18 protein-coding genes and 1 pseudogene are annotated in these 19,013 nt (G+C 62.9%); 11 read left to right on the forward strand and 8 right to left on the reverse strand.

Translation table 11 applies throughout. The annotated features are described in order from the left end of the window. Positions 1 to 47: 47 nt before the first annotated feature. Genes ABIB36_RS08385 through ABIB36_RS08400 form a run of 4 tightly spaced genes read right to left on the reverse strand, consistent with a single transcriptional unit; the run spans position 48 to position 4,098 of the window. Positions 48 to 908, reverse strand: coding sequence for a TIGR03619 family F420-dependent LLM class oxidoreductase (locus tag ABIB36_RS08385; protein ID WP_084345446.1), 861 nt, complete (start codon positions 906 to 908; stop codon positions 48 to 50). Further along, positions 905 to 2,074, reverse strand: coding sequence for a thiolase family protein (locus ABIB36_RS08390; protein ID WP_084345445.1), 1,170 nt, complete (start codon positions 2,072 to 2,074; stop codon positions 905 to 907). Before ABIB36_RS08390 ends, ABIB36_RS08385 begins: the two co-directional genes overlap by 4 nt. Continuing rightward, positions 2,075 to 3,124, reverse strand: a complete 1,050-nt coding sequence (locus tag ABIB36_RS08395) for a thiolase family protein (protein ID WP_354559793.1) — start codon at positions 3,122 to 3,124, stop codon at positions 2,075 to 2,077. Positions 3,125 to 3,135: 11 nt separating this feature from the next. Next, positions 3,136 to 4,098 (reverse strand): Zn-ribbon domain-containing OB-fold protein, encoded by a 963-nt coding sequence (locus tag ABIB36_RS08400; RefSeq protein WP_354559791.1) that lies wholly within the window; start codon positions 4,096 to 4,098, stop codon positions 3,136 to 3,138. A gap of 67 nt (positions 4,099 to 4,165) precedes the next feature. Between ABIB36_RS08400 and ABIB36_RS08405 the strand changes: the two genes are divergently transcribed. The 3 genes and pseudogenes from ABIB36_RS08405 (at position 4,166) to ABIB36_RS08415 (ending at position 6,776) form a co-directional block, all read left to right on the forward strand. Then, positions 4,166 to 5,194 (forward strand): LLM class F420-dependent oxidoreductase, encoded by a 1,029-nt coding sequence (locus ABIB36_RS08405; protein WP_354559789.1) that lies wholly within the window; start codon positions 4,166 to 4,168, stop codon positions 5,192 to 5,194. Between the two features lie 22 nt (positions 5,195 to 5,216). Next, positions 5,217 to 6,299, forward strand: a pseudogene (locus ABIB36_RS08410) (AMP-binding protein); the annotation flags it as partial. 150 nt (positions 6,300 to 6,449) lie between these two features. Further along, entirely contained in the window at positions 6,450 to 6,776 is a 327-nt protein-coding gene (locus ABIB36_RS08415; RefSeq protein WP_354571554.1) for an AMP-binding enzyme, read from the forward strand. On the opposite strand, the gene ABIB36_RS08420 is transcribed toward ABIB36_RS08415, so the two are convergent. From ABIB36_RS08420 to ABIB36_RS08430, 3 genes are all read right to left on the reverse strand, one after another. Continuing rightward, positions 6,773 to 7,936 (reverse strand): FAD-binding oxidoreductase, encoded by a 1,164-nt coding sequence (locus ABIB36_RS08420; protein WP_354559787.1) that lies wholly within the window; start codon positions 7,934 to 7,936, stop codon positions 6,773 to 6,775. The genes ABIB36_RS08415 and ABIB36_RS08420 overlap by 4 nt on opposite strands. Before the next feature lie 74 nt (positions 7,937 to 8,010). Then, a complete protein-coding gene (locus ABIB36_RS08425) occupies positions 8,011 to 8,697 on the reverse strand; it encodes an ABC transporter ATP-binding protein (protein WP_084345439.1) in 687 nt (228 codons plus the stop codon). Next, positions 8,694 to 9,779 carry an ABC transporter permease gene (locus ABIB36_RS08430; protein WP_354559784.1) on the reverse strand — a complete coding sequence of 362 codons (1,086 nt, stop codon included), beginning with the start codon at positions 9,777 to 9,779 and terminating at the stop codon, positions 8,694 to 8,696. The genes ABIB36_RS08425 and ABIB36_RS08430 overlap by 4 nt, the downstream gene beginning before the upstream one ends. A 182-nt stretch (positions 9,780 to 9,961) precedes the next feature. On the opposite strand from ABIB36_RS08430, the gene ABIB36_RS08435 reads away from it, so the two are divergent. From ABIB36_RS08435 to pyrE, 8 genes are all read left to right on the forward strand, one after another. After that, positions 9,962 to 11,146, forward strand: coding sequence for a sensor histidine kinase (locus tag ABIB36_RS08435; RefSeq protein ID WP_354559782.1), 1,185 nt, complete (start codon positions 9,962 to 9,964; stop codon positions 11,144 to 11,146). After that, positions 11,143 to 11,766 carry a response regulator gene (locus tag ABIB36_RS08440; protein ID WP_084345437.1) on the forward strand — a complete coding sequence of 208 codons (624 nt, stop codon included), beginning with the start codon at positions 11,143 to 11,145 and terminating at the stop codon, positions 11,764 to 11,766. Before ABIB36_RS08435 ends, ABIB36_RS08440 begins: the two co-directional genes overlap by 4 nt. Positions 11,767 to 11,863: 97 nt before the next feature. After that, positions 11,864 to 14,410 (forward strand): ATP-dependent chaperone ClpB, encoded by a 2,547-nt coding sequence (gene clpB, locus ABIB36_RS08445; protein WP_084345436.1) that lies wholly within the window; start codon positions 11,864 to 11,866, stop codon positions 14,408 to 14,410. 76 nt (positions 14,411 to 14,486) lie between these two features. Next, positions 14,487 to 15,440 (forward strand): DUF5666 domain-containing protein, encoded by a 954-nt coding sequence (locus ABIB36_RS08450; RefSeq protein ID WP_256895470.1) that lies wholly within the window; start codon positions 14,487 to 14,489, stop codon positions 15,438 to 15,440. 67 nt (positions 15,441 to 15,507) lie between these two features. Then, a complete protein-coding gene (locus ABIB36_RS08455) occupies positions 15,508 to 16,311 on the forward strand; it encodes a TtfA family protein (protein WP_354560203.1) in 804 nt (267 codons plus the stop codon). A 103-nt stretch (positions 16,312 to 16,414) separates the two neighbouring features. Next, positions 16,415 to 17,203: an SDR family NAD(P)-dependent oxidoreductase gene (locus ABIB36_RS08460; protein WP_179142204.1), complete on the forward strand. Its 789-nt coding sequence runs from the start codon at positions 16,415 to 16,417 to the stop codon at positions 17,201 to 17,203. A gap of 61 nt (positions 17,204 to 17,264) precedes the next feature. Then, positions 17,265 to 17,840 carry a LemA family protein gene (locus ABIB36_RS08465; RefSeq protein ID WP_354559779.1) on the forward strand — a complete coding sequence of 192 codons (576 nt, stop codon included), beginning with the start codon at positions 17,265 to 17,267 and terminating at the stop codon, positions 17,838 to 17,840. A gap of 65 nt (positions 17,841 to 17,905) precedes the next feature. Beyond that, the gene (pyrE, locus tag ABIB36_RS08470) at positions 17,906 to 18,454 is read left to right on the forward strand and encodes an orotate phosphoribosyltransferase (RefSeq protein WP_084345867.1); all 549 of its coding nucleotides are present in this window, start codon (positions 17,906 to 17,908) and stop codon (positions 18,452 to 18,454) included. 8 nt (positions 18,455 to 18,462) lie between these two features. On the opposite strand, the gene ABIB36_RS08475 is transcribed toward pyrE, so the two are convergent. After that, positions 18,463 to 18,984 carry a class F sortase gene (locus ABIB36_RS08475; protein ID WP_354559777.1) on the reverse strand — a complete coding sequence of 174 codons (522 nt, stop codon included), beginning with the start codon at positions 18,982 to 18,984 and terminating at the stop codon, positions 18,463 to 18,465. Positions 18,985 to 19,013 lie beyond the last annotated feature (29 nt).

Below are 19,013 nucleotides of genomic sequence, written 5' to 3' on the forward strand. Positions count from 1 at the left end.
CAGTACGTCTTCGAAGACGTACTGCCGCTCTCGTATGTGTAGGGCGTCTAGATGAACTTCTCCGCGAACTTCCGAAGCGAATCCTGCTTCGCTTCCAGCGGACCGTCGAATCCGATGCCGTCGAATATCCACGGCACCGAGATGATGTCGGTGACACCGGCGTCTTCGAGTTCGGCGTAACCGTCCTTACCGAAGCGGTCGACGCACACGGTCTGGATCTCGAAGGGTTTGTCGGCGGTGCCGTACTCCTCTCGGAGTTCGCGCAGACGGGCGATGACGGTGACCAGATCGTCGAACTTGATCATCGCCGAGGTCCACCCGTCACCCACCCGAGCGGCGCGTCGTAGCGCCACATCGGTGTGCCCGCCGATATAGAACGGAACCGGCTTCGTCGGTGCCGGACTCATCTGAAGCTTGTCGAAATCGAAGAACTCGCCGTGGTACTCCACCATGCCGCCGCCGAGAATCGCCTTGATAACCTCGATCATCTCGTCGACGCGTTTGCCACGCTTGGCGTACGGCGCCCCACACCATTCGAATTCCTCTGGAGCCCAGCCGATCCCGACACCGAATCCGAATCGATTGTCGGTCAGTACAGCAACCGAACCTACCTGGCGGGCAAGCAGAACCGGATTGCGAGAACCGAGCTTGAGGACCTGGGTATAGAACTCGATGGTCGAGGTCACCGCACCCATTGCTGCCGCCGCGATGAGCGGATCGACCCAGGGGGTCTCGGCATTCCACATTCGTGTGCCATCAGGGGTGTACGGATAGTCCGTCGACTGGGTTTCCATGTAGAACAACGAATCCGGCAGCGCGATCGAAGAAAACCCGCACTCCTCCGCAGTCTTCGCCAGCGCCGGCAGTTCGTGTAGCGGTGTCATTGCAATACCGACCGTGTACTTCATGGCTGTTCGCTCCCTACGACCCACATGGAAAAATATTGGGACCCTCCACCGTAGGCGTGGCCGAGGGCTTTCTTGGCATTGTCCACCTGGTGTTCGCCGGCGCGGTGCATAACCTGCATTGCAGCCTCGGCAAACCTGATCATTCCCGACGCCCCGATGGGGTTGGACGACAGAACGCCGCCGGAGCAGTTGACCGGGAGCTTACCGCCCATGGCGGTGTCGCCTGCCTCGGTCAGTTTCCATCCCTGACCCTCGGGCACGAATCCGAGGTTCTCGAGCCACATCGGTTCGAACCACGAGAACGGAACGTAGATTTCAGCGACGTCGATCTCTTCGAGGGGATCGGTGATTCCCGCTGCTTTCCACAGTGCCGCAGCCGCATCCCGGCCCGCCTGCGGATTGACCTGGTCGCGCCCGGCGAACGTCGTTGGCTCGGTGCGCATCGACGTAGCGTGGATCCAGGCGACCTTCTTCCCGTCCGCCTCACGAGCGTGGGCAGTAGCCTCGTCGCCGATCACCACCGCGCAGGCCCCATCGGACGACGGGCACGTCTCGTCGTAACGGATGGGGTCCCACAGCATCTGTGACGCCTGAACCGACTCCAGTGTGATGTCCGGATGCTTGAGGTGCGCGTAGGGATTCCGGCTCCCGTTGAGCCGGTCCTTCACCGCTACCATGGCGCCGATGTGCTCGGGTGCACTCGAACGGCGGATGTACGAGCGGATATGTGGCGCAAAGTATCCACCGGCGCCCGCACCGACGGGCATGTTGAACGGAACCGGAATCGACAAGGCCCACATGGCATTGCTCTCCGATTGCTTCTCCCAAGCTACGGCGAGAACACGTTTGTGTACGCCCGACTGCACCAACGACGACGCCACGATGGCCGTCGAGCCACCCACCGAACCGGCAGTGTGGACGCGTAGGAGCGGCTTGCCGGTGGCGCCGATGGCGTCGGCCATGAACAACTCGGGCATCATGACGCCCTCGAACAGGTCGGGTGCCTTGCCGATGACGACCGCATCGATGTCATCCCACGACACCTCGGCGTCGATCATCGCGCGGTCGATCGCCTCGCGCACGAGTCCGGACATCGAAACATCGTGTCGCTTGGCGACATAGTGAGTCTGGCCGGTACCCAGTACCGCAGCGGGTTGCTTGCTCACTTATCTTCCCTCCATGACGGCGACCAAGTTTTGTTGTAGCAGTGGGCCGCTCGTTGCATGCGCGAGAACCCGACCGGCACTGCCGTCGAAGATCCTCGACGCCGCATGGCCGATTCGCTCGAGCCCGGCGGAGAACATCGGGTTCCCCACCAGCGTGCCACCGGAGGGATTGATCGTCGCGGTCTCGGGGAGCCAGTCGGACAGAATCAGTTCCTGATGGGTGAACGGTGCGTGCAGTTCGGCCAGTTCGATGCCGGCAAGATCACCGCCCGACGCTTTCACGGCGGCGTTGTATGCCGACGGGGCCGTCGTCAGATCCCGTGCGCCGAAGTTCGGTGAGTCGATCAGATGCTCGATTCCGCTTATCCACGCGGGGTTTTCGCGGAGAGAACGCGCACGATCGCCCGCAGCGAGCACGATCGCCGACGCACCATCGGTCACCGGCGCGCAATCGTGTGCGCGCAGGGGATCGGCTATGTAGTCCGCCTGAAGCAATTGTTCTATGTCGAGGTTGCCGGACAACTGGGCCAACGGATGCGCGTTGGCACGGTTGCGGACGGCGACCTCGGCCATTGCTCGCGCGTCCCACTTCCCGGCGTCGATCCCGGCACGCGCCTGCAGTCCGGCGATGGACAGCGAATCCGGCCACAGCGGAGCGACGAGGTAGGGATCGAGTTGCATCGCAAGAATTTTCGCCAGAGTTCCCGCCGACGACTTTCCGAAGCCGTACACCAGAGCTGTCTCGACCTCGCCCGTCATCAGTTTGATCCAGGCCTCGTACAGTGCCCATGCCGCATCCATCTCTACGTGAGACTCGTTGATCGGCGGGACCGCACCGATGGCGTCGATAGCGGAAATGAAAGAAAATGCCCGTCCGGCCAGGTAGTCGGAAGAACCCGAGCACCAGAATCCGATGTCGGACTTCGTGATTCCCAACTCGGCATACAGCTGCTGGAAACATGGAACCAGCATCTCGACGCCGTTGGTGGTACCCGCCGTCTGTGCGACATTCGGTGCCTGTGCGAAGCCCACCACTGCGATATCGGTCATGCTCTCGCCCCTCAGAGGTGGTGCTTGTAGGTGTCGTACTCGGCGTCGGGTTCACCCGTCGGCCTGAAGTACTCGATGTTCTCGAGCGTGTAACCCCATTCCGCGCGCGGCTTCCACTTGGCCTCGACCCGCATCCCCATCCGAACTTCCGCCGGATCGCATTCGAGAATCAAATGCTGAAACGGAATGTCGGCGCCGTCGAGCAGCACATATGCCGCAATGTACGGGGGCTTGATCTTCTGGCCCTTGAACGGAACATTGACGATGCAGTAGGTCGTCATGATGCCGTGGTCGGGTAGTTCGACCCTCTCCGTCGTCGGCCGACCGTCCGTCGGGCTTGCGCCGCGCGGCGGGACGTAGACCTTGCCCTCGGAATCTGTTCGACCCCCGATGAAGCGCCCTTCGGCGAGACCGCGAAGGTAGTAGCTTTCCTCGGCGGAGGCAGTGTGGGTGTACTCGAGGCGGACGGGGGTGGTGATCATCTCGACGGTTTCCCGGGACGCACCTTCGGGTTCGGGTCCGGACTCTTCCGTTCGCTCCGCAGGTTCGAAGCACACGACGTCGTGAATGTCGCCGGTGCGGTCCTGCGCCCACCGCGGCTGTACGCGCATTCCGGTGGACATCCGGTCCGCGGACTCGGCGTCGACGGCATGAAGGAGTGAGGTGTCGGCACCGTCGAGCTGGATCAGCGCGAAGGCGAAAGGGTGATCGAGAGGGTGGTCGTCGTACGGAGTGTTTACCCAGGACCACGAAGTTACGGTGCCTGTGGAACCGACGTCGACGAAGTCGGTGACGGGTTCTTTTGTGACGGAGTCGTATTCGGGTGGGGGTACGTATACCCGCCCGTCGCTTCCTCGTCCGCCGATGAATTGCTTGCGGCGCAGTCCCGTCAAAAAAGCCCCGATGGTCGGCCCGACAGAGCGGGTGTAGTCGAAGGCGTTGTTCAAGGGCGCGCTGAGTGGTGTACTCACCATAGTCACATTTTTCAGTAGAACAGGTTCTCATTATGGTGGCAAGGCCGCGCTACGGGAAGGCTCGTGAATGAAGCTCGGATTGCAGCTCGGATACTGGGGTGCGCAGCCACCAACTGGCACGGGAGAACTGGTCGATGCGGCCGAAGCCGCCGGCTTCGACGCGATCTTCGCCGCCGAATCCTGGGGTTCGGACGCGTTCACTCCGTTGGCGTGGTGGGGCGCCCGGACGGAATCGGTGCAGCTCGGTACTTCGGTTGCGCAATTGTCCGCTCGTACACCGACGAATTGTGCGATGCATGCTTTGACGCTGGACCATCTGAGCGGAGGACGGGCGATCCTGGGCCTGGGCGTCTCGGGCCCCCAGGTCGTCGAGGGGTGGTACGGGCAACCGTTCGCCAAACCCCTGGCTCGTACTCGGGAATACATCGACATCGTGCGGCAGGTTCTCGCCCGCGAGGCGCCGGTTACCAGTGCGGGGCCGCACTATCCGCTGCCCGTGGACGGAACGGGGATGGGGAAGCCGCTCAAGCCGATCACTCATCCGCTGCGCGCGGACCTGCCGATCTGGCTGGGTGCGGAAGGTCCCAAGAATGTTGCCCTCGCCGCCGAGATCGCGGACGGCTGGCTGGCTATCTACTATTCGCCGCGGCTTGCATCGATGTACAACGGGTGGCTGGACGAGGGATTCGCCCGCCCGGGCGCGCGACGCAGCCGAGCCGATTTCGAAGTTGCTGCCACCTGCCAGGTAGTGCTCACCGACGATCGAGCTGCCACCATCGCGCGGCTCAAACCGACCATTGCGCTGTACGTGGGAGGCATGGGCGCGCCGGAACTGAACTTTCACGCCCAGGTGTACAACCGAATGGGTTACGACCGCGAAGTCGCGGAAATCGGCAAGCTCTATCAGTCCGGGCGTAAGGACGAGGCCGCAGCGATGGTGCCCGATGAGATGGTTGCCGAAACCATGATCATCGGAAACGCCGATTACGTCCGCGAAGAGGTGAAGCGGTGGGAGGATGCTGGCGTCACGATGCTTCTGGTGACCGCAGATACTGCAGATCGAGTACATGAACTCGGGGCCTTGCTCAAGGAGTAGAACGAGTTCTAGATTGGGAGCTATGACCGTCGACACCAATACGCAGACCCGAGGCGGTGGATTGTGGAACATCGCTGCCGAGGAGCCCGATCGAATCGCCCTGGTGGACCCGATCGGCGGCGAGTACAGTTTCGGCGAGTTGGCTTCCACGGCAAACAAATATGGACGTGGCCTCCACGACTTGGGTCTCCGGCCCGGTGACAGCGTCGTGATGATGTTGCACAACAGTGCCGACCTCGTCGCGTTCTATTTCGCGGCTTTGCAGACCGGGTTGTACATCGTCGCGGTCAATTGGCACCTCACCGGACCCGAGGTTGCCTACATATTGAAGGACAGCGAGGCGAAAGCCTTTGTCGCATCGGATCTTTTCGCGGAGGCGGCGACCTTTGCCGCCGAGGAATCCGGAGTCGAAGGCCGGTTCTCCGTTGGCGCGATCGACGGTTTCACCCCACTGCAGGATCTCGGCGAGTCCGAGGAACGACCGGAGATCCGCACCCTGGGTGGGCCGATGCTCTACACCTCGGGAACGACGGGAAAGCCGAAAGGGGTCCGGCGCCCGCTCACCGGCGCCGACCCCGACTAAGTGCCACTCGCATCGAGTGGCTTCTTCGGAATCTTCGGGATCAAGCCATTCGACGATCACGTGCATATCTGCGGTTCGCCGTTGTATCACACAGCCGTACTGAACTTCGTAGTTATCTCGATTCAATTGGGGCACAAGGTAATACTGATGGATCGATGGGATCCGGAAGAGATGCTCGCCTTGATCGACCGCCACCGCGTCACGCACAGTCATATGGTCCCGACACAGTTCCACCGCTTACTGGCGCTACCGGAAGCCGCGCGAGCGCAGTACGACGTGTCCTCGCTCCGATTCATGATCCACGGTGCTGCGCCGTGCCCGCTCGAGGTCAAGCGGCGCATGCTCGAGTGGTGGGGGCCTGTGGTGACCGAATACTATGCAGCGACGGAGGGCGGTGGGACCGTCATCTCGGGTGAAGCATGGCTGCGTAAACCCGGATCGGTGGGCACTGCATGGCCCAACTCGGTGGTCAAGGTGCTCGGCGACGACGGAATCGAACTTCCGGTGGGTGAGCCGGGGCAGATCTACATGCGGATGGGCGGCTCCAGTTTCGAATATCACCACGACGAGAAGAAGACCGCGGAAGCGCGAGTGGGAGACCTTTTCACGCTCGGCGACATCGGCTACCTCGACGAGGACGGGTATCTCTTCCTGTGTGATCGTAAGTCCGACATGATCATCTCCGGGGGAGTCAACATCTACCCCGCCGAGATCGAGGGTGAGATGATCAACCACCCCAAGATCGCCGATATCGCGGTATTCGGTGTACCCCATGTGGATTGGGGCGAGGAGATCAAAGCTGTCGTACAACCGGAGGCGGGTGTCGAGCCCAGTGACGAACTTACCGAGGAGATCATGGCATTCGCGCGTGAGCGTTTGGCCAAGTTCAAGCTGCCGAAGTCCGTGGACTACGTAGCAGAGCTGCCCAGAGATCCGAACGGAAAGTTGTACAAGCGCACACTGCGGGATCCGTACTGGCAGGGGCGCAGCAATATCTAGAGCGGATCGTGCTGTATGTGCTCCATCGGCGTACCGCTTCTGCGCAGTGCGTACATGGTCGTACGCACCATCGAGGGGGATCCGGATATCTGAATTTGCCGGTCCGCCCATGAGCCGAATTGCGTTACGACAGTGCTGATCTGACCATAGAGTTGACGATGCATTCCCCACGGCAGTTCACGCGTAGGACCGGAGTACCACCAGGGGTCCTCGTAATCCTCGGTCACCGGAACTACCGTCAACCATGGATTCGACAGCGAAATCTGCCACAGCGTTTCGATGTCGTACAGATCGCACGGGTACACGCCGCTGACGAACAGGTGAACGCGTGGGTTGGTGCTGCGCAACGCCATGTCCATGATCTGCGCTCGTAGCGGCGCAATCCCGGTTCCGCCGGCAATCATCAGCACGTCCTCGTGACTGTTTCGATCGATGGACATGCCGCCGAGAGGAGGACTTATCGCCCACCTGTCGCCGATAGACACCTCGGAGACCATCGCGGGACTGACCCATCCTCCCGAGACGCGCCGAACGTGAAATTCGATCTCCCCCTGTGGATTACTCGGTATCGCCGGTGAGAGGTATCGCCACAGATTGGGGCGTTGGGGAATTTGAACGCTGACATATTGGCCCGGGTAGTAGGGAATCGGCTCGTCGACCTTCAGTCGAATGATCGCCAGATCGTCGAGTACCCGGTGGTGCTCGACGACGGTCGCACCCCAATACGGCGGCAACTCGTCGTTGTCCGCTGCTACCGCCATGCTGCGGCTCACTGCATCGAGCGTGTCGGTCCAGGCCGCTTCGACTTCTTCGGTCCACACCTCGTTACCTACGAAACCACGGAAGGCCGCAATGAGCGCGGACTGCCCTGCGCGAAAGTGTGCGCCGGTGATTGCGTGCTTTCGGTGATCGCGTCCGAGTTGCTCGAGAAACGGTTCGACCTGGTCCGTCTTGTCGAGATTGTCGAATATGTAGCCCAGTGCAAGAACGAAATGGCGACGGAGTTGATCCATCGACACCGGAAAGAGCGTCCGGAAGTCCGGATTCTGTGCGAACAGGTGTGCAAAAAAGGAGCGGGCCAACCGATCCGGACCATCCTCGGCGGCCTGCACCGATTTGAAACCGGCCCGGATCAGGGCAATAGCTCGCTCGTCCTGCATGAACCAACCTCCGTCCCAGTAGCCCGACTACCAAACTAGACGAACGGAGGTGACGATAGTCGACCTCTCCTCGATCAGGCGCCGCTCTTCACCGAGGTCCGCAGAACTCCGTCGATGATTTCGACGACGTTGTCCATGGCTGATAGATGAGAGTGGTCGTGCGTGACGACCACTGTAGCGGTCGCGTTGCGGTGCGTCAGGGTGGTGATGAGGTCCAAGATCGCCGCACCGCGCTCTTGGTCCAGCGCGCTGGTGGGCTCGTCGACGAGCAACACCGCGGGGTCGTTCATCATGGCTCTGACGATGTTGACCCGCTGACGTTGACCACCGGACAACTGGTTCGGTCGCTTGTCTGCTTCCTTACCCAGCCCGACAGAATCGAGCATCGCCAACGCCTTTTCTTTTGCCGCCCGCGGAGAGTGGCCGTTGATGTGTGCGATGACCTGCAGCTGCTCGACTGCGGTCAGCGAGGGGAGCAGGTTCGGTTGTTGGAAAACCATGCCGACCTTGTTGCGGCGCAGAGTGGTCAAATCGCCGCGGGACAGTGAATCGGTCGAAACCCCGTCGATGACGACGTGGCCGTGGTCGGGCGTGATCAGGGTTGCCGCGACGGCGAGCAGGCTGGACTTCCCGGAGCCGGACGGCCCGATGATCGCTGTCATCGTGCCCTTTTCGACAGTCAGGTCGACGCTGTCCAGGGCGGTGAGGCGGCCGGCGCCGTCGGGGTAGGTGAGGGTGATGTCGGTCAGGTTCAAGCTCATCGTGCGCTCCCGAGTGCAGTGAGTGGGTCAACCGAGGTGATGCGGTTGATGGACAGTCCGGCGCCCATCGCGCCGAGGATGATGATGATCAGTGCGGGCAGTGCCACGGTGCCGATATCGAGTACGAACGGGACTGCCCCGCCGACCAATGCTCCGACGCCGGCGGCGAGTGCGGTTCCGATCGCCGTGCCTGCAGTCAGTAGCAGGACTGCTTGGCCGAGCGCATCTCGCAACAGGTAGCCGGTGGACGCGCCGAGGGCTTTGAGGACGGCGACGTCGCCGGTGCGCTGGATGGTCCACACGGTGAAGAATGCACCGATTACCAGCGCCGAGATTGCGAACATGAACGCGCGCATCAGCTGGAGCGAACCATTCTCCGAGGTGTAGGAACCGATTGCAGATTTGGCATCGGACGTGGTCACGGTGTCGGTACCGATCTGCGCGTCGGCTGCAGCCAGGTCGGCAGTGTCGCCGCTGGTGGTCAAACCGATCACGGTGGCCGACAGCGGACCGGTCGACGAGCCGCCGGTCAGGGTCTGCCAGGCGGCCAGGTCCATGAAGATCACCGGGGTGTGGCTGTAGGAGGCGTCGCCGTCGATCGCCACGACGGTCAGACGCTGCCCACCGAGGCGGAAGTCGTCGCCGGTGCTCACGTCGAGCTCATCGGCTGCGGACGTCGACAACACGGCAGTGCCGGGAACTATGCGGTCCGATTCGGGAGCCAGGGCCGAGCCCTGCTGCACGCCGAAGGCAGAGATTGCAGCGCTGTGCTCACCGGCCTCGGCCTTGGTGGTGGTGATGCCGAGGGGATCGGCTCGGTCGACGCCGTCGACGCTCGACCACTGTTGCCACATGGATTCTGTGACAGTGGAGTCGGTGAACGACACCGACTTACCCGCGGCAGGCTCGGAAAACGCCAGCCGGTCCGCGGACAGGCCGGTAATGGCGGATGTGCTTTCCTTCCCGAGCCCGGCGGTGAGCCCGGACAACAGGCCGACCAACATGGTGATCAGGATGATGACGGTGCCCATCAGGGCGAACCGACCCTTGGCGAACAGTAGATCTCTCCAGGCGACGAACACGGCTTTTTGCCTCTCCTTGCATGCCACCGAATGGGGTCTCGGTGACTGATCTCAACTCTGGTCGGAACCTGCGTGTTCGGCATCGACCGGCAGACTGCATAGGTGAGGCCGTTAGGGGGAGGACCCGCTACACCTTTCGGACGATGCAGTCAGGGAGTCGACCTCGATAGACTGTGGCATCTATGGATCCGTCTTCGAAGACCCCACTCGTTCGCGTACTGCGCGCCTGCCTACATCTGATGTTCGTCGCACTGGTTGCGCTTTCAATCGTGCGTGCGGTTCTGGACGATGCGCCGGACGTGGTCGCGATCGTCGTCATCGCGGTGCTTCTCGGCGCGGTGTACACGGCAGGCGCGTTGTGGCCGAGGGCGCGAACCTCTCGATCGGCGGCCGCGCAGTGGTTGGTAGCGGTCGGCGTTCTCTGGATCGCGTTGCTCGTGTTGAGTCCGGAGGCCGTGTACGTCGCGTTTCCGCTCTACTTCCTGCAACTACACCTGTTGTCCCCCAAATGGGGGCTGACCGCTGTTGCGGCGACGACGATCGCGGCGATCGGTGGTTTTTCCTGGCATCAAGGTGCCCTCACTGTGGGAGTCGTCATCGGGCCGGCGCTCGGAGCGACGGTCGCCGTTGCGGTGGTCTTCGGCTACGACGCTCTCTACCGGGAGAGTGAACAACGGCGCAGGCTCATCGAGGAGCTCACCGCGACCCGCGGAGAACTGGCGGCGGCCGAGCATGCGGCAGGGGCCCTCGCGGAGCGCGAGCGTCTTGCCCGCGAAATCCACGACACCTTGGCGCAGGGGCTGTCGAGTATTCAGTTACTGCTGCGTGCGTCGGAACGAATGCTCCCCGAGCGGCCGGACGAAGCGAAAGAACACGTCGTCCATGCCCGGGAGACGGCAGTGAGCAATCTGGAGGAAGCGCGTCGTTTCGTTCGTGCCCTCACCCCACCCGACCTCGAGAACAGTTCGTTGTCCGCAGCCTTGGAACGATTGTGCGCCAATGCCTTTCATGCTGGTGGACCGGTGGTCGATTGGACGCTGTCCGGCACTCCGGTTCCGTTGCCGATCGCACATGAGGTCGCATTGCTCCGGATCGCTCAATCGGCCCTCGCCAACGCCGTTCAGCACAGTAATGCCGATCGAGTAGCGGTGACGCTGAGCTACATGGACACCGAAGTCGCCCTCGACGTCGTCGACGACGGAGTGGGTTTCGATCCCGACGCGCTTCCTCCTCGCACGGATCGAGGATTCGGGCTACCGGGGATGCGAGCCCGAGCCCGCTCGTTGAACGGGACGATGGTGGTGGAGACCGCCCCCGGCGAGGGCACCGCTATCGCCGTCACTTTGCCGTTGGAGGCGCGAGCATGATTCGCCTTCTGCTGGCAGACGATCACCCGGTTGTGCGCGCCGGATTGCGAGCCGTATTGGAGACCGAACCCGACTTTCAGGTTATAGCCGAGGCACGGACCGCCGAGGAAGCGATCGAAGTGTCCGCCGAACTCGACGTGGACGTCGTACTGATGGACCTGCAGTTCGGGGCCGGAATGAACGGTGCCGAAGCTATCGCGGTGATCAGTGCTCGCCCGGACGGGCCACACGTATTGGTGCTGACGACCTATGACACCGATGCGGACATCCTTGCCGCCATCGAGGCCGGGGCAGCAGGCTATCTGCTGAAAGATGCACCCCCCGAGGAGCTCGCGGCTGCGGTTCGCACTGCGGCATCGGGCAAGTCCGCGCTCGCACCATCGATCGCCTCGCGGCTGATGGACCGGATGAGGACGCCGGACAACGCGCTGACTCTGCGGGAGATCGAGGTACTGGGGTTGGTGGCAGAGGGCCTCTCCAACCTGCAGATCAGTCAGAAATTGTTCTTGAGCCAAGCGACCGTCAAGTCCCACCTCGCGCACATCTACACCAAGTTGGGCGTGGATTCGCGGACCTCGGCGGTTGCAGCCGCGACTTCTCGCGGGCTGATGCGACGCTGATAGAGCCACTTGTGCGAACTTGAGCGGAACAGACTCAACTTGAGTAGTGTTACATCCAGCGACACACGAAACGCTCAGTCGAGAAAGTAGGTGACCGATGGACAGCTTCACCCCCACAACGAAAACGCAGGCCGCGCTCAGCGCAGCATTGCAAGCCGCGTCCGCAGCGGGAAATCCGGATATTCGCCCGTCGCATTTGTTGGTGGCGTTGCTGGACCAAACGGACGGCATCGCCTCGCCCCTGTTGAAGGCCGTCGGTGTCGACCCGATTGCGGTGCGTACCGAAGCACAGAAATTGGTCGACCGCTTGCCCTCCGCGACAGGGTCGACAACCACTCCCCAGCTCGGACGTGAGGCGCTTGCGGCCATCACCGCAGCACAGGCGCTCGCGACCGAACTGGACGACGAGTACGTCTCCACCGAACATCTGATGGTCGGCCTCGCGACAGGTGGTTCCGATGTCGCCGACCTCCTCACCGGCCTCGGCGCAGGCGCCAACGAGCTACGCGACGCATTCCAGGCTGTCCGGGGGAGTGCGCGCGTCACCAGCGCCGATCCCGAGAGCACCTACCAAGCCCTCGAAAAATACAGCACCGATCTGACTGCTCAGGCTCGCGAAGGCAAGCTCGATCCGGTCATCGGCCGCGACACCGAGATCAGGCGCGTCGTCCAGGTCCTCTCGCGTCGTACCAAGAACAATCCCGTTCTCATCGGCGAGCCCGGTGTCGGCAAGACCGCCATCGTGGAGGGACTCGCGCAGCGGATCATCGCCGGTGACGTGCCGGAAAGCCTGAAAGGCAAGACCGTGGTGTCGCTCGACCTCGGCTCGATGGTCGCGGGCGCGAAGTTCCGCGGTGAGTTCGAGGAGCGGCTCAAAGCCGTACTCGACGACATCAAGAACTCCGCCGGCCAGATCATCACCTTCATCGACGAACTGCACACCATCGTCGGCGCAGGCGCGAGCGGTGAGTCGGCAATGGATGCCGGCAACATGATCAAGCCGATGCTCGCCCGCGGTGAACTGCGACTCGTCGGAGCCACGACACTCGAGGAGTACCGCAAGTACATCGAGAAGGATGCCGCCCTCGAACGGCGATTCCAGCAGGTCTACGTCGGCGAACCCTCGGTCGAGGACACCGTCGGAATTCTGCGTGGACTCAAGGAACGCTACGAGGTCCACCACGGTGTTCGCATCACCGACTCGGCGCTCGTCGCAGCGGCCACACTGAGCGACCGCTACATCACCGCACGGTTCCTTCCAGACAAGGCGATCGACCTGGTCGACGAGGCCGCGTCGAGACTGCGCATGGAAATCGACTCACGGCCCGTCGAAATCGACGAGGTGGAGCGGTCGGTTCGTCGGCTCGAGATCGAAGAGATGGCACTCGAGAAGGAGACCGACGACGCGTCGAAAGCTCGGCTCGAGAAGCTGCGTGCCGAGTTGGCGGACTCCCAGGAGAAGCTCAACCAGTTGAGCACCCGCTGGCAGAACGAGAAGACCGCCATCGACTCCGTGCGTGTTCTCAAAGAAGAGCTCGAGAACCTACGCGGTGAATCCGAACGCGCCGAGCGCGACGGTGACCTCGGCAAGGCCGCGGAACTGCGTTACGGCCGGATCCCGACTCTGGAGAAGGAACTCGCAGCCAAGACCGAGTCGACGCCCGCGCAGGAAGGGCTCATGCTCAAGGAAGAGGTCGGCCCGGACGACGTCGCCGATGTCGTCGCGGTATGGACCGGAATTCCCGCAGGTCGGATGCTCGAAGGTGAGACGGCGAAGTTGCTGCGCATGGAAGACGAGCTGGGCAAGCGCGTCGTCGGCCAGAAGGATGCCGTCCAAGCGGTGTCCGACGCGGTCCGCCGAGCACGCGCCGGGGTCGCCGATCCGAACCGTCCGACGGGATCGTTCCTGTTCCTCGGTCCGACCGGCGTCGGCAAGACCGAGCTCGCGAAAGCGCTCGCGGACTTCCTGTTCGACGACGAACGCGCAATGGTTCGCATCGACATGAGCGAGTACAGCGAGAAGCACGCAGTAGCGCGATTGGTCGGTGCACCTCCCGGCTACGTCGGGTACGAAGCAGGCGGGCAGCTCACCGAAGCAGTCCGTAGGCGTCCGTACACCGTCGTGCTGTTCGACGAGGTCGAGAAGGCGCACCCGGACGTCTTCGACATCCTGCTCGCCGTGCTCGACGAGGGCAGGTTGACCGACGGCCAGGGCCGCACGGTCGACTTCCGCAACACCATCTTGATCCTCACCTCGAATCTCGGGGCAGGTGGTGACAAGGAACAGGTCATGGATGCGGTCCGGCGGGCGTTCAAGCCCGAGTTCGTCAACCGTCTCGACGACGTCGTCGTGTTCGACGCTTTGTCCGAGGAACAGCTCGAGTCGATCGTCGACATCCAGCTCGGCCAATTGGCCAAGCGTCTTGCTGCTCGACGGCTGACGCTCGAGGTCTCCCCGGCGGCGAAGATGTGGTTGGCGTCGCGCGGCTACGACCCGCTGTACGGGGCTCGTCCGCTGCGCAGGCTGACTCAGCAGGCAATCGGCGATCAGCTTGCCAAGCTGCTGCTGGCGGGCAAGGTCCGCGACGGTGACCCCGTCTCGGTGGACGTTTCTCCCGACGGGGATCAGCTGATCCTGAGCTGACGAATGCTTCGCTGATGGAAGTAGGGTCCACCGGATACTTTCCGGTGGGCCCTACTTCGGACGTACCCTCGTGAACATGACGAATCCGGATGAGCCGCGTGATCGGCCTCGGGGCAGCGATCGGTCCTGGGCAGATGGCACCGCGAACCCGCCGCCCGAGGGATCCGAGAACGACCAGCCCACCGAGGTCTGGCAACCCCAGCAGAACCAGGGTGGTCAGCAGTATCAGCAGTACCCGGACTCCCAGCCTTATCCACCGGGTGAGCCCTATCCAGGTGCACAGCCTTATCCGACGGGTCAGCCGTATCCGGATCAGCCCACTCAGCAGTTCGGCTTTCCGCAGTCACAGGGGCAGGGGTACGGGCAGCCGTATCCACAGCAGCCGAACCCGACTCAGGCCATGCCCCCGTACGACCCCAACCAGCAGTACGCAGCCAACCAGCAGTACGCCGCGAACCAGCAGTACGCGTTAAACCCGGAGCAGTATGGTCAGCCTCCCGGTTACACGGGGGAGACACCGGTCGAGGCCTCGGGCGGCGGTTCCGGCGGTGACTCGTCCAACAAGTGGCTCGTTGCTCTCCTTGCCCTGGCAGTCCTTGTCGTCGTGATACTCGCTGGGATTCTCTTTCTCACCAATCGGTCCTCGGATTCCGAGGTCACTGCGTCGCCCGGAATCACCAGGACGCTGCCCCAGAGTTCGGCTCCGCTGCCCAGTACACCGCCTCGCGCGCCCGTCGTTCCTTCGGCGCCCGGTGGACTCGTGCCCGGTGGGATTCCGGAGATCCTCGGTGGGGCCGGTGCTGCGGTCGGAACCATCACCGCGATCGACGGCACCACCATCTCGATCAACGGTGTCGACGGCGCTCCCGTCACAGTGACCACGACACCCAAAACCGAAGTCATCTCCCTGTCGGGTTTCGACCTCGCCGATTTGAAGGTCGGATCCTTGGTCGTCGTCAACGGCGCACCTGTCGAAGGCGGTTCCATCACGGCCGAGGTCATCATCGAAGTGCCCAAATTCGGTGGCTGAACCCTCCCGGCTCCATCGACGCAGGCGCCCCACCCAGCAAGCTATAAGGTGATCACCGATGACGGTTATGTGGTTCGGACTAGCAGTGATCGCGCTCGCGGGTGCGGTCGCCCTTCTCTATGTCGATCGATCGCGCCGCGACCAGCTCGGGCGAGTTCGACAGATGTGGGCGAAGGCCCAGGGCTATACGTACGCCCCGACGGATGATCAATTGATCTCGCATTTCCATCGGGCAGCGCTGGCCAAACTCGACGATGCGATTGCTCTCGATGTCGTCCGCGGCGTTCGCAGGGGCGAGAAGTTCGTGCTGTTCGACGTCGAGGAGACCTCGACCATCGTGGCGGTCAAGCGTCCCGTCGGGTCGGACGTCGATATCGATCTTCGTCTCAAATCGACTCCGCCTCCGCGTGAGAAGGACATGGAATTGCTCGGGTCGATCGGTCCGCGCGTCGTGTTCGCCACCGATGTCGAAATCGCTCGCCGGGTCTGCGATCAGCGCATGGCGGCCTTCACCGAGTCCGTTCCGGCACACGTGTCGCTGCTGTGGAGCGAAAGCGAATGGGCACTGGGGTCGGTGCCGCTGAACAGCACCGGTCGCGACTGGGATGCCGCTATCGACGCGGTGGCCAGACTGTCGGGACTTCTCCACGTACTGCCACCCGTCCGGAACCGCCCGGTAGCTCCCCGACCCGACATGCCGCGTCGCCGTCCCGATATCGACGCGGGTGGGCATCCTCCGAACCGTCCGCAGGCACCCGCTGCCCGGCAGGCTCCGCGCCCGCCCGTATCCGCACCCGTGGATCCGCCGCGACGCCCGAGCGGCCCGACCCCGATCAATCGCGACGCGGAACGGCGTCGACGCGAGTCCTGAGGACCGATGATCGATCGGAACGACGTCGGGTTCCTTCAAGACGCCATCAAGTGGCTTCGAGCAGATAGCCTTCAGTTCTATGACCGCTGAGTCGATCGAACCTATGTCCACACCCGCTTCGCGTCCCGTCGCGCTCGTCACCGGTCCCACCTCGGGACTCGGTGGTGAATTCGCGCGCCATCTGGCATCGCGCGGCTACGACCTGGTGCTGGTCGCTCGTAACGAGTTGAAACTACGAGCCCTCGCCGACGACCTGCGCGTCGGATTCGGTGCGAACTCGGAGATCATTGCCGCGGATCTGGCCACCTCGGCCGGCCGCGAGACCGTGATCGCGCGTTTGGAACTGGGCGTGGAGTATCTGGTCAACAACGCGGGCTTCGGTACCTCGGGCGAATTCTGGACCGCCGACCCGGAACTGTTGCAATCGCAGTTGGACGTCAACGTCACCGCCGTCATGCACTTCACCCGAGCAGCGCTCCCGTCGATGGTTGCCGCGGCCAAGGGAACCGTGATCAACGTCGCGAGTGTGGCCGGTTTGTTGGCCGGACGGGGCTCCACCTACTCGGCGTCGAAGGCATACGTCATCTCGTTCTCCGAAGGCTTGTCCGGTGGTCTCGCCGGCACCGGCGTTCGGATCCAAGCCCTGTGCCCTGGTTTCATCAAGACCGAGTTCCATCAGCGGGCGGGCATCGAAATGTCCTCGATCCCGAGCTTCATGTGGTTGAACGTCGACCAGGTTGTGCAGACCTCGATGAAGGATCTGGACAAAGGCAAGGTCATCAGCATTCCCGGCGCACAGTACAAAGTACTGACGGCCGTCGGCAGCAAGGTGCCCAAAAGTGCGGTCCGGAAGCTGACCAACCTTGTCGGACGAGGACGCGGACGGACCTAATTCGCGCGACGCGGGCGAGCCTGCGGGCGTGTCGGGCAGTACACCGATAAATTCATACCTCGTGACTGTTTTCGTGGTTCTTGCGATCCTCGTACTCGTTCTCCTTGCCTACACGGCGAGCCTCGAACGGCGGGTTCGACGCTATACCTCGCGTACCGCTGCGAGTCGACATCTCGTGACCGTCGAACTCGATCGCCGTCACGTTCAGCTGGAGCCGTTCATCGCTGCCGTCGAGTCCTCGGGGCTCGATGCGAAAACAGTCCGGGCCCTGGTCGGTGCTCGATCGTGGTCCAAAGCGGTCCGCGAGCGCGAACTGGGTCTCAACGCACAGGCTGCCGCGGAGAATGCGCTGTCCGCCGCAGTGCACTCGGTGCTCGCGGAATCGGACATGCATCCCACGCTCAAGACCAATTGGGCCTTCCAAGGTCCCGCCGGGGATCTGGAGACGACCGAGAAGCGGATCGCAGGCGCAGTGCGGGTGTACAACGACAACGCATATCGACTCTCGCTGGCGCGTACGACGTTTCCGTCCAAGTTGGTAGCGAAGGCGTTGAAGGTGTCGGATCCAGAGCCGTTCGTCGAGCATGCAGCGTCGGTAGGCGAACCATCTGACAACATGCCCTCGCAGCGTGCCTGATCCTCTGTCGGTCGACCGACAGAGGAGTCGGTAGATTCTCCGGAGACGACCGAAGGGATTTCTTCATGGCCATCAGCGCCGACAATGCCGAGCGGGCCGAATTGGCCGGCCTCGTACGCGAACTTGCCATCGTCCACGGCAAGGTGACGTTGTCCTCGGGAAAAGAGGCCGACTACTACGTCGACCTACGCCGCGCGACGCTCCATCACCGAGCGAGCGCACTGATCGGTTCGTTGATGCGCGAACTCGTCGCGGACTGGGATTTCGACTCGGTCGGCGGATTGACGATGGGCGCCGATCCCGTTGCGTTCGCAGTCATGCACGCACCGGGCCGCCCGATCGACGCGTTCGTCGTGCGGAAGGCCGCGAAGGCGCACGGCATGCAGCGCCAGATCGAAGGACCCGACATCGTCGGTAAGCGGGTGCTGGTGGTGGAAGACACCACAACCACCGGCAATTCGCCGCTGACCGCCGTCGCAGCGCTGCGGGAGGCGGGTGCGACGGTCGTCGGAGTTGCCACCGTCGTGGACAGGGCAACTGGTGCCGACGACGTCATCGCCGCCGAGGGGCTCGAATACCGTTCGCTCCTCGGACTGGGAGATCTAGGTTTGTAGGAGCCCAACTACAGCAGCTGAGCGACCACGATGAAGTTGTCGTTCGTCGGTTCGCCGCCGCGCACGTCGCAGTTGGCGAGGATCAGCCGTCCGGGCACCGAGCGACGAAGGTCGTTGTCGCCCAGTAGTGAACCCTTCGGCAGTGGGCCGACGCTTTCGACCGCGTATTCGAGAACTCCGTTGGGGGTATCGAGTACGACTCGGTCGCCCGGCTGTGCGACGCCGAGCGCCTTGAACGGTGCGTCCTTCTTCGAATAGTTGTGGCCCACAACCACTACGGTCTGTTGTGCCTCGGTCCCCGGTAGCCCACTCTCGGCCCACCATGCAGGTCGCTCGTCGACAGGATTGAGTACCTGGCCGCTGTCGCCTCCACGAAAGAGGCCGTCGGGATTGACCGGGCTGCTCATGTAGGTGACGCCGTCGGAAGAGCGTAGTTCGATGGCGGCGGGCTGGGCCGGATCGACGACCGCGGCAGTCGGCGAAGGCGCAGAAATCTGCGCCTCCACCGACTCCCTGCTGGGACTGCTCACGTCGGAACCGTCACTTGCGCAACCGGATA

This window comes from Rhodococcus sp. UYP9, assembly GCF_040547235.1.
GTDB lineage: Bacteria > Actinomycetota > Actinomycetes > Mycobacteriales > Mycobacteriaceae > Rhodococcoides.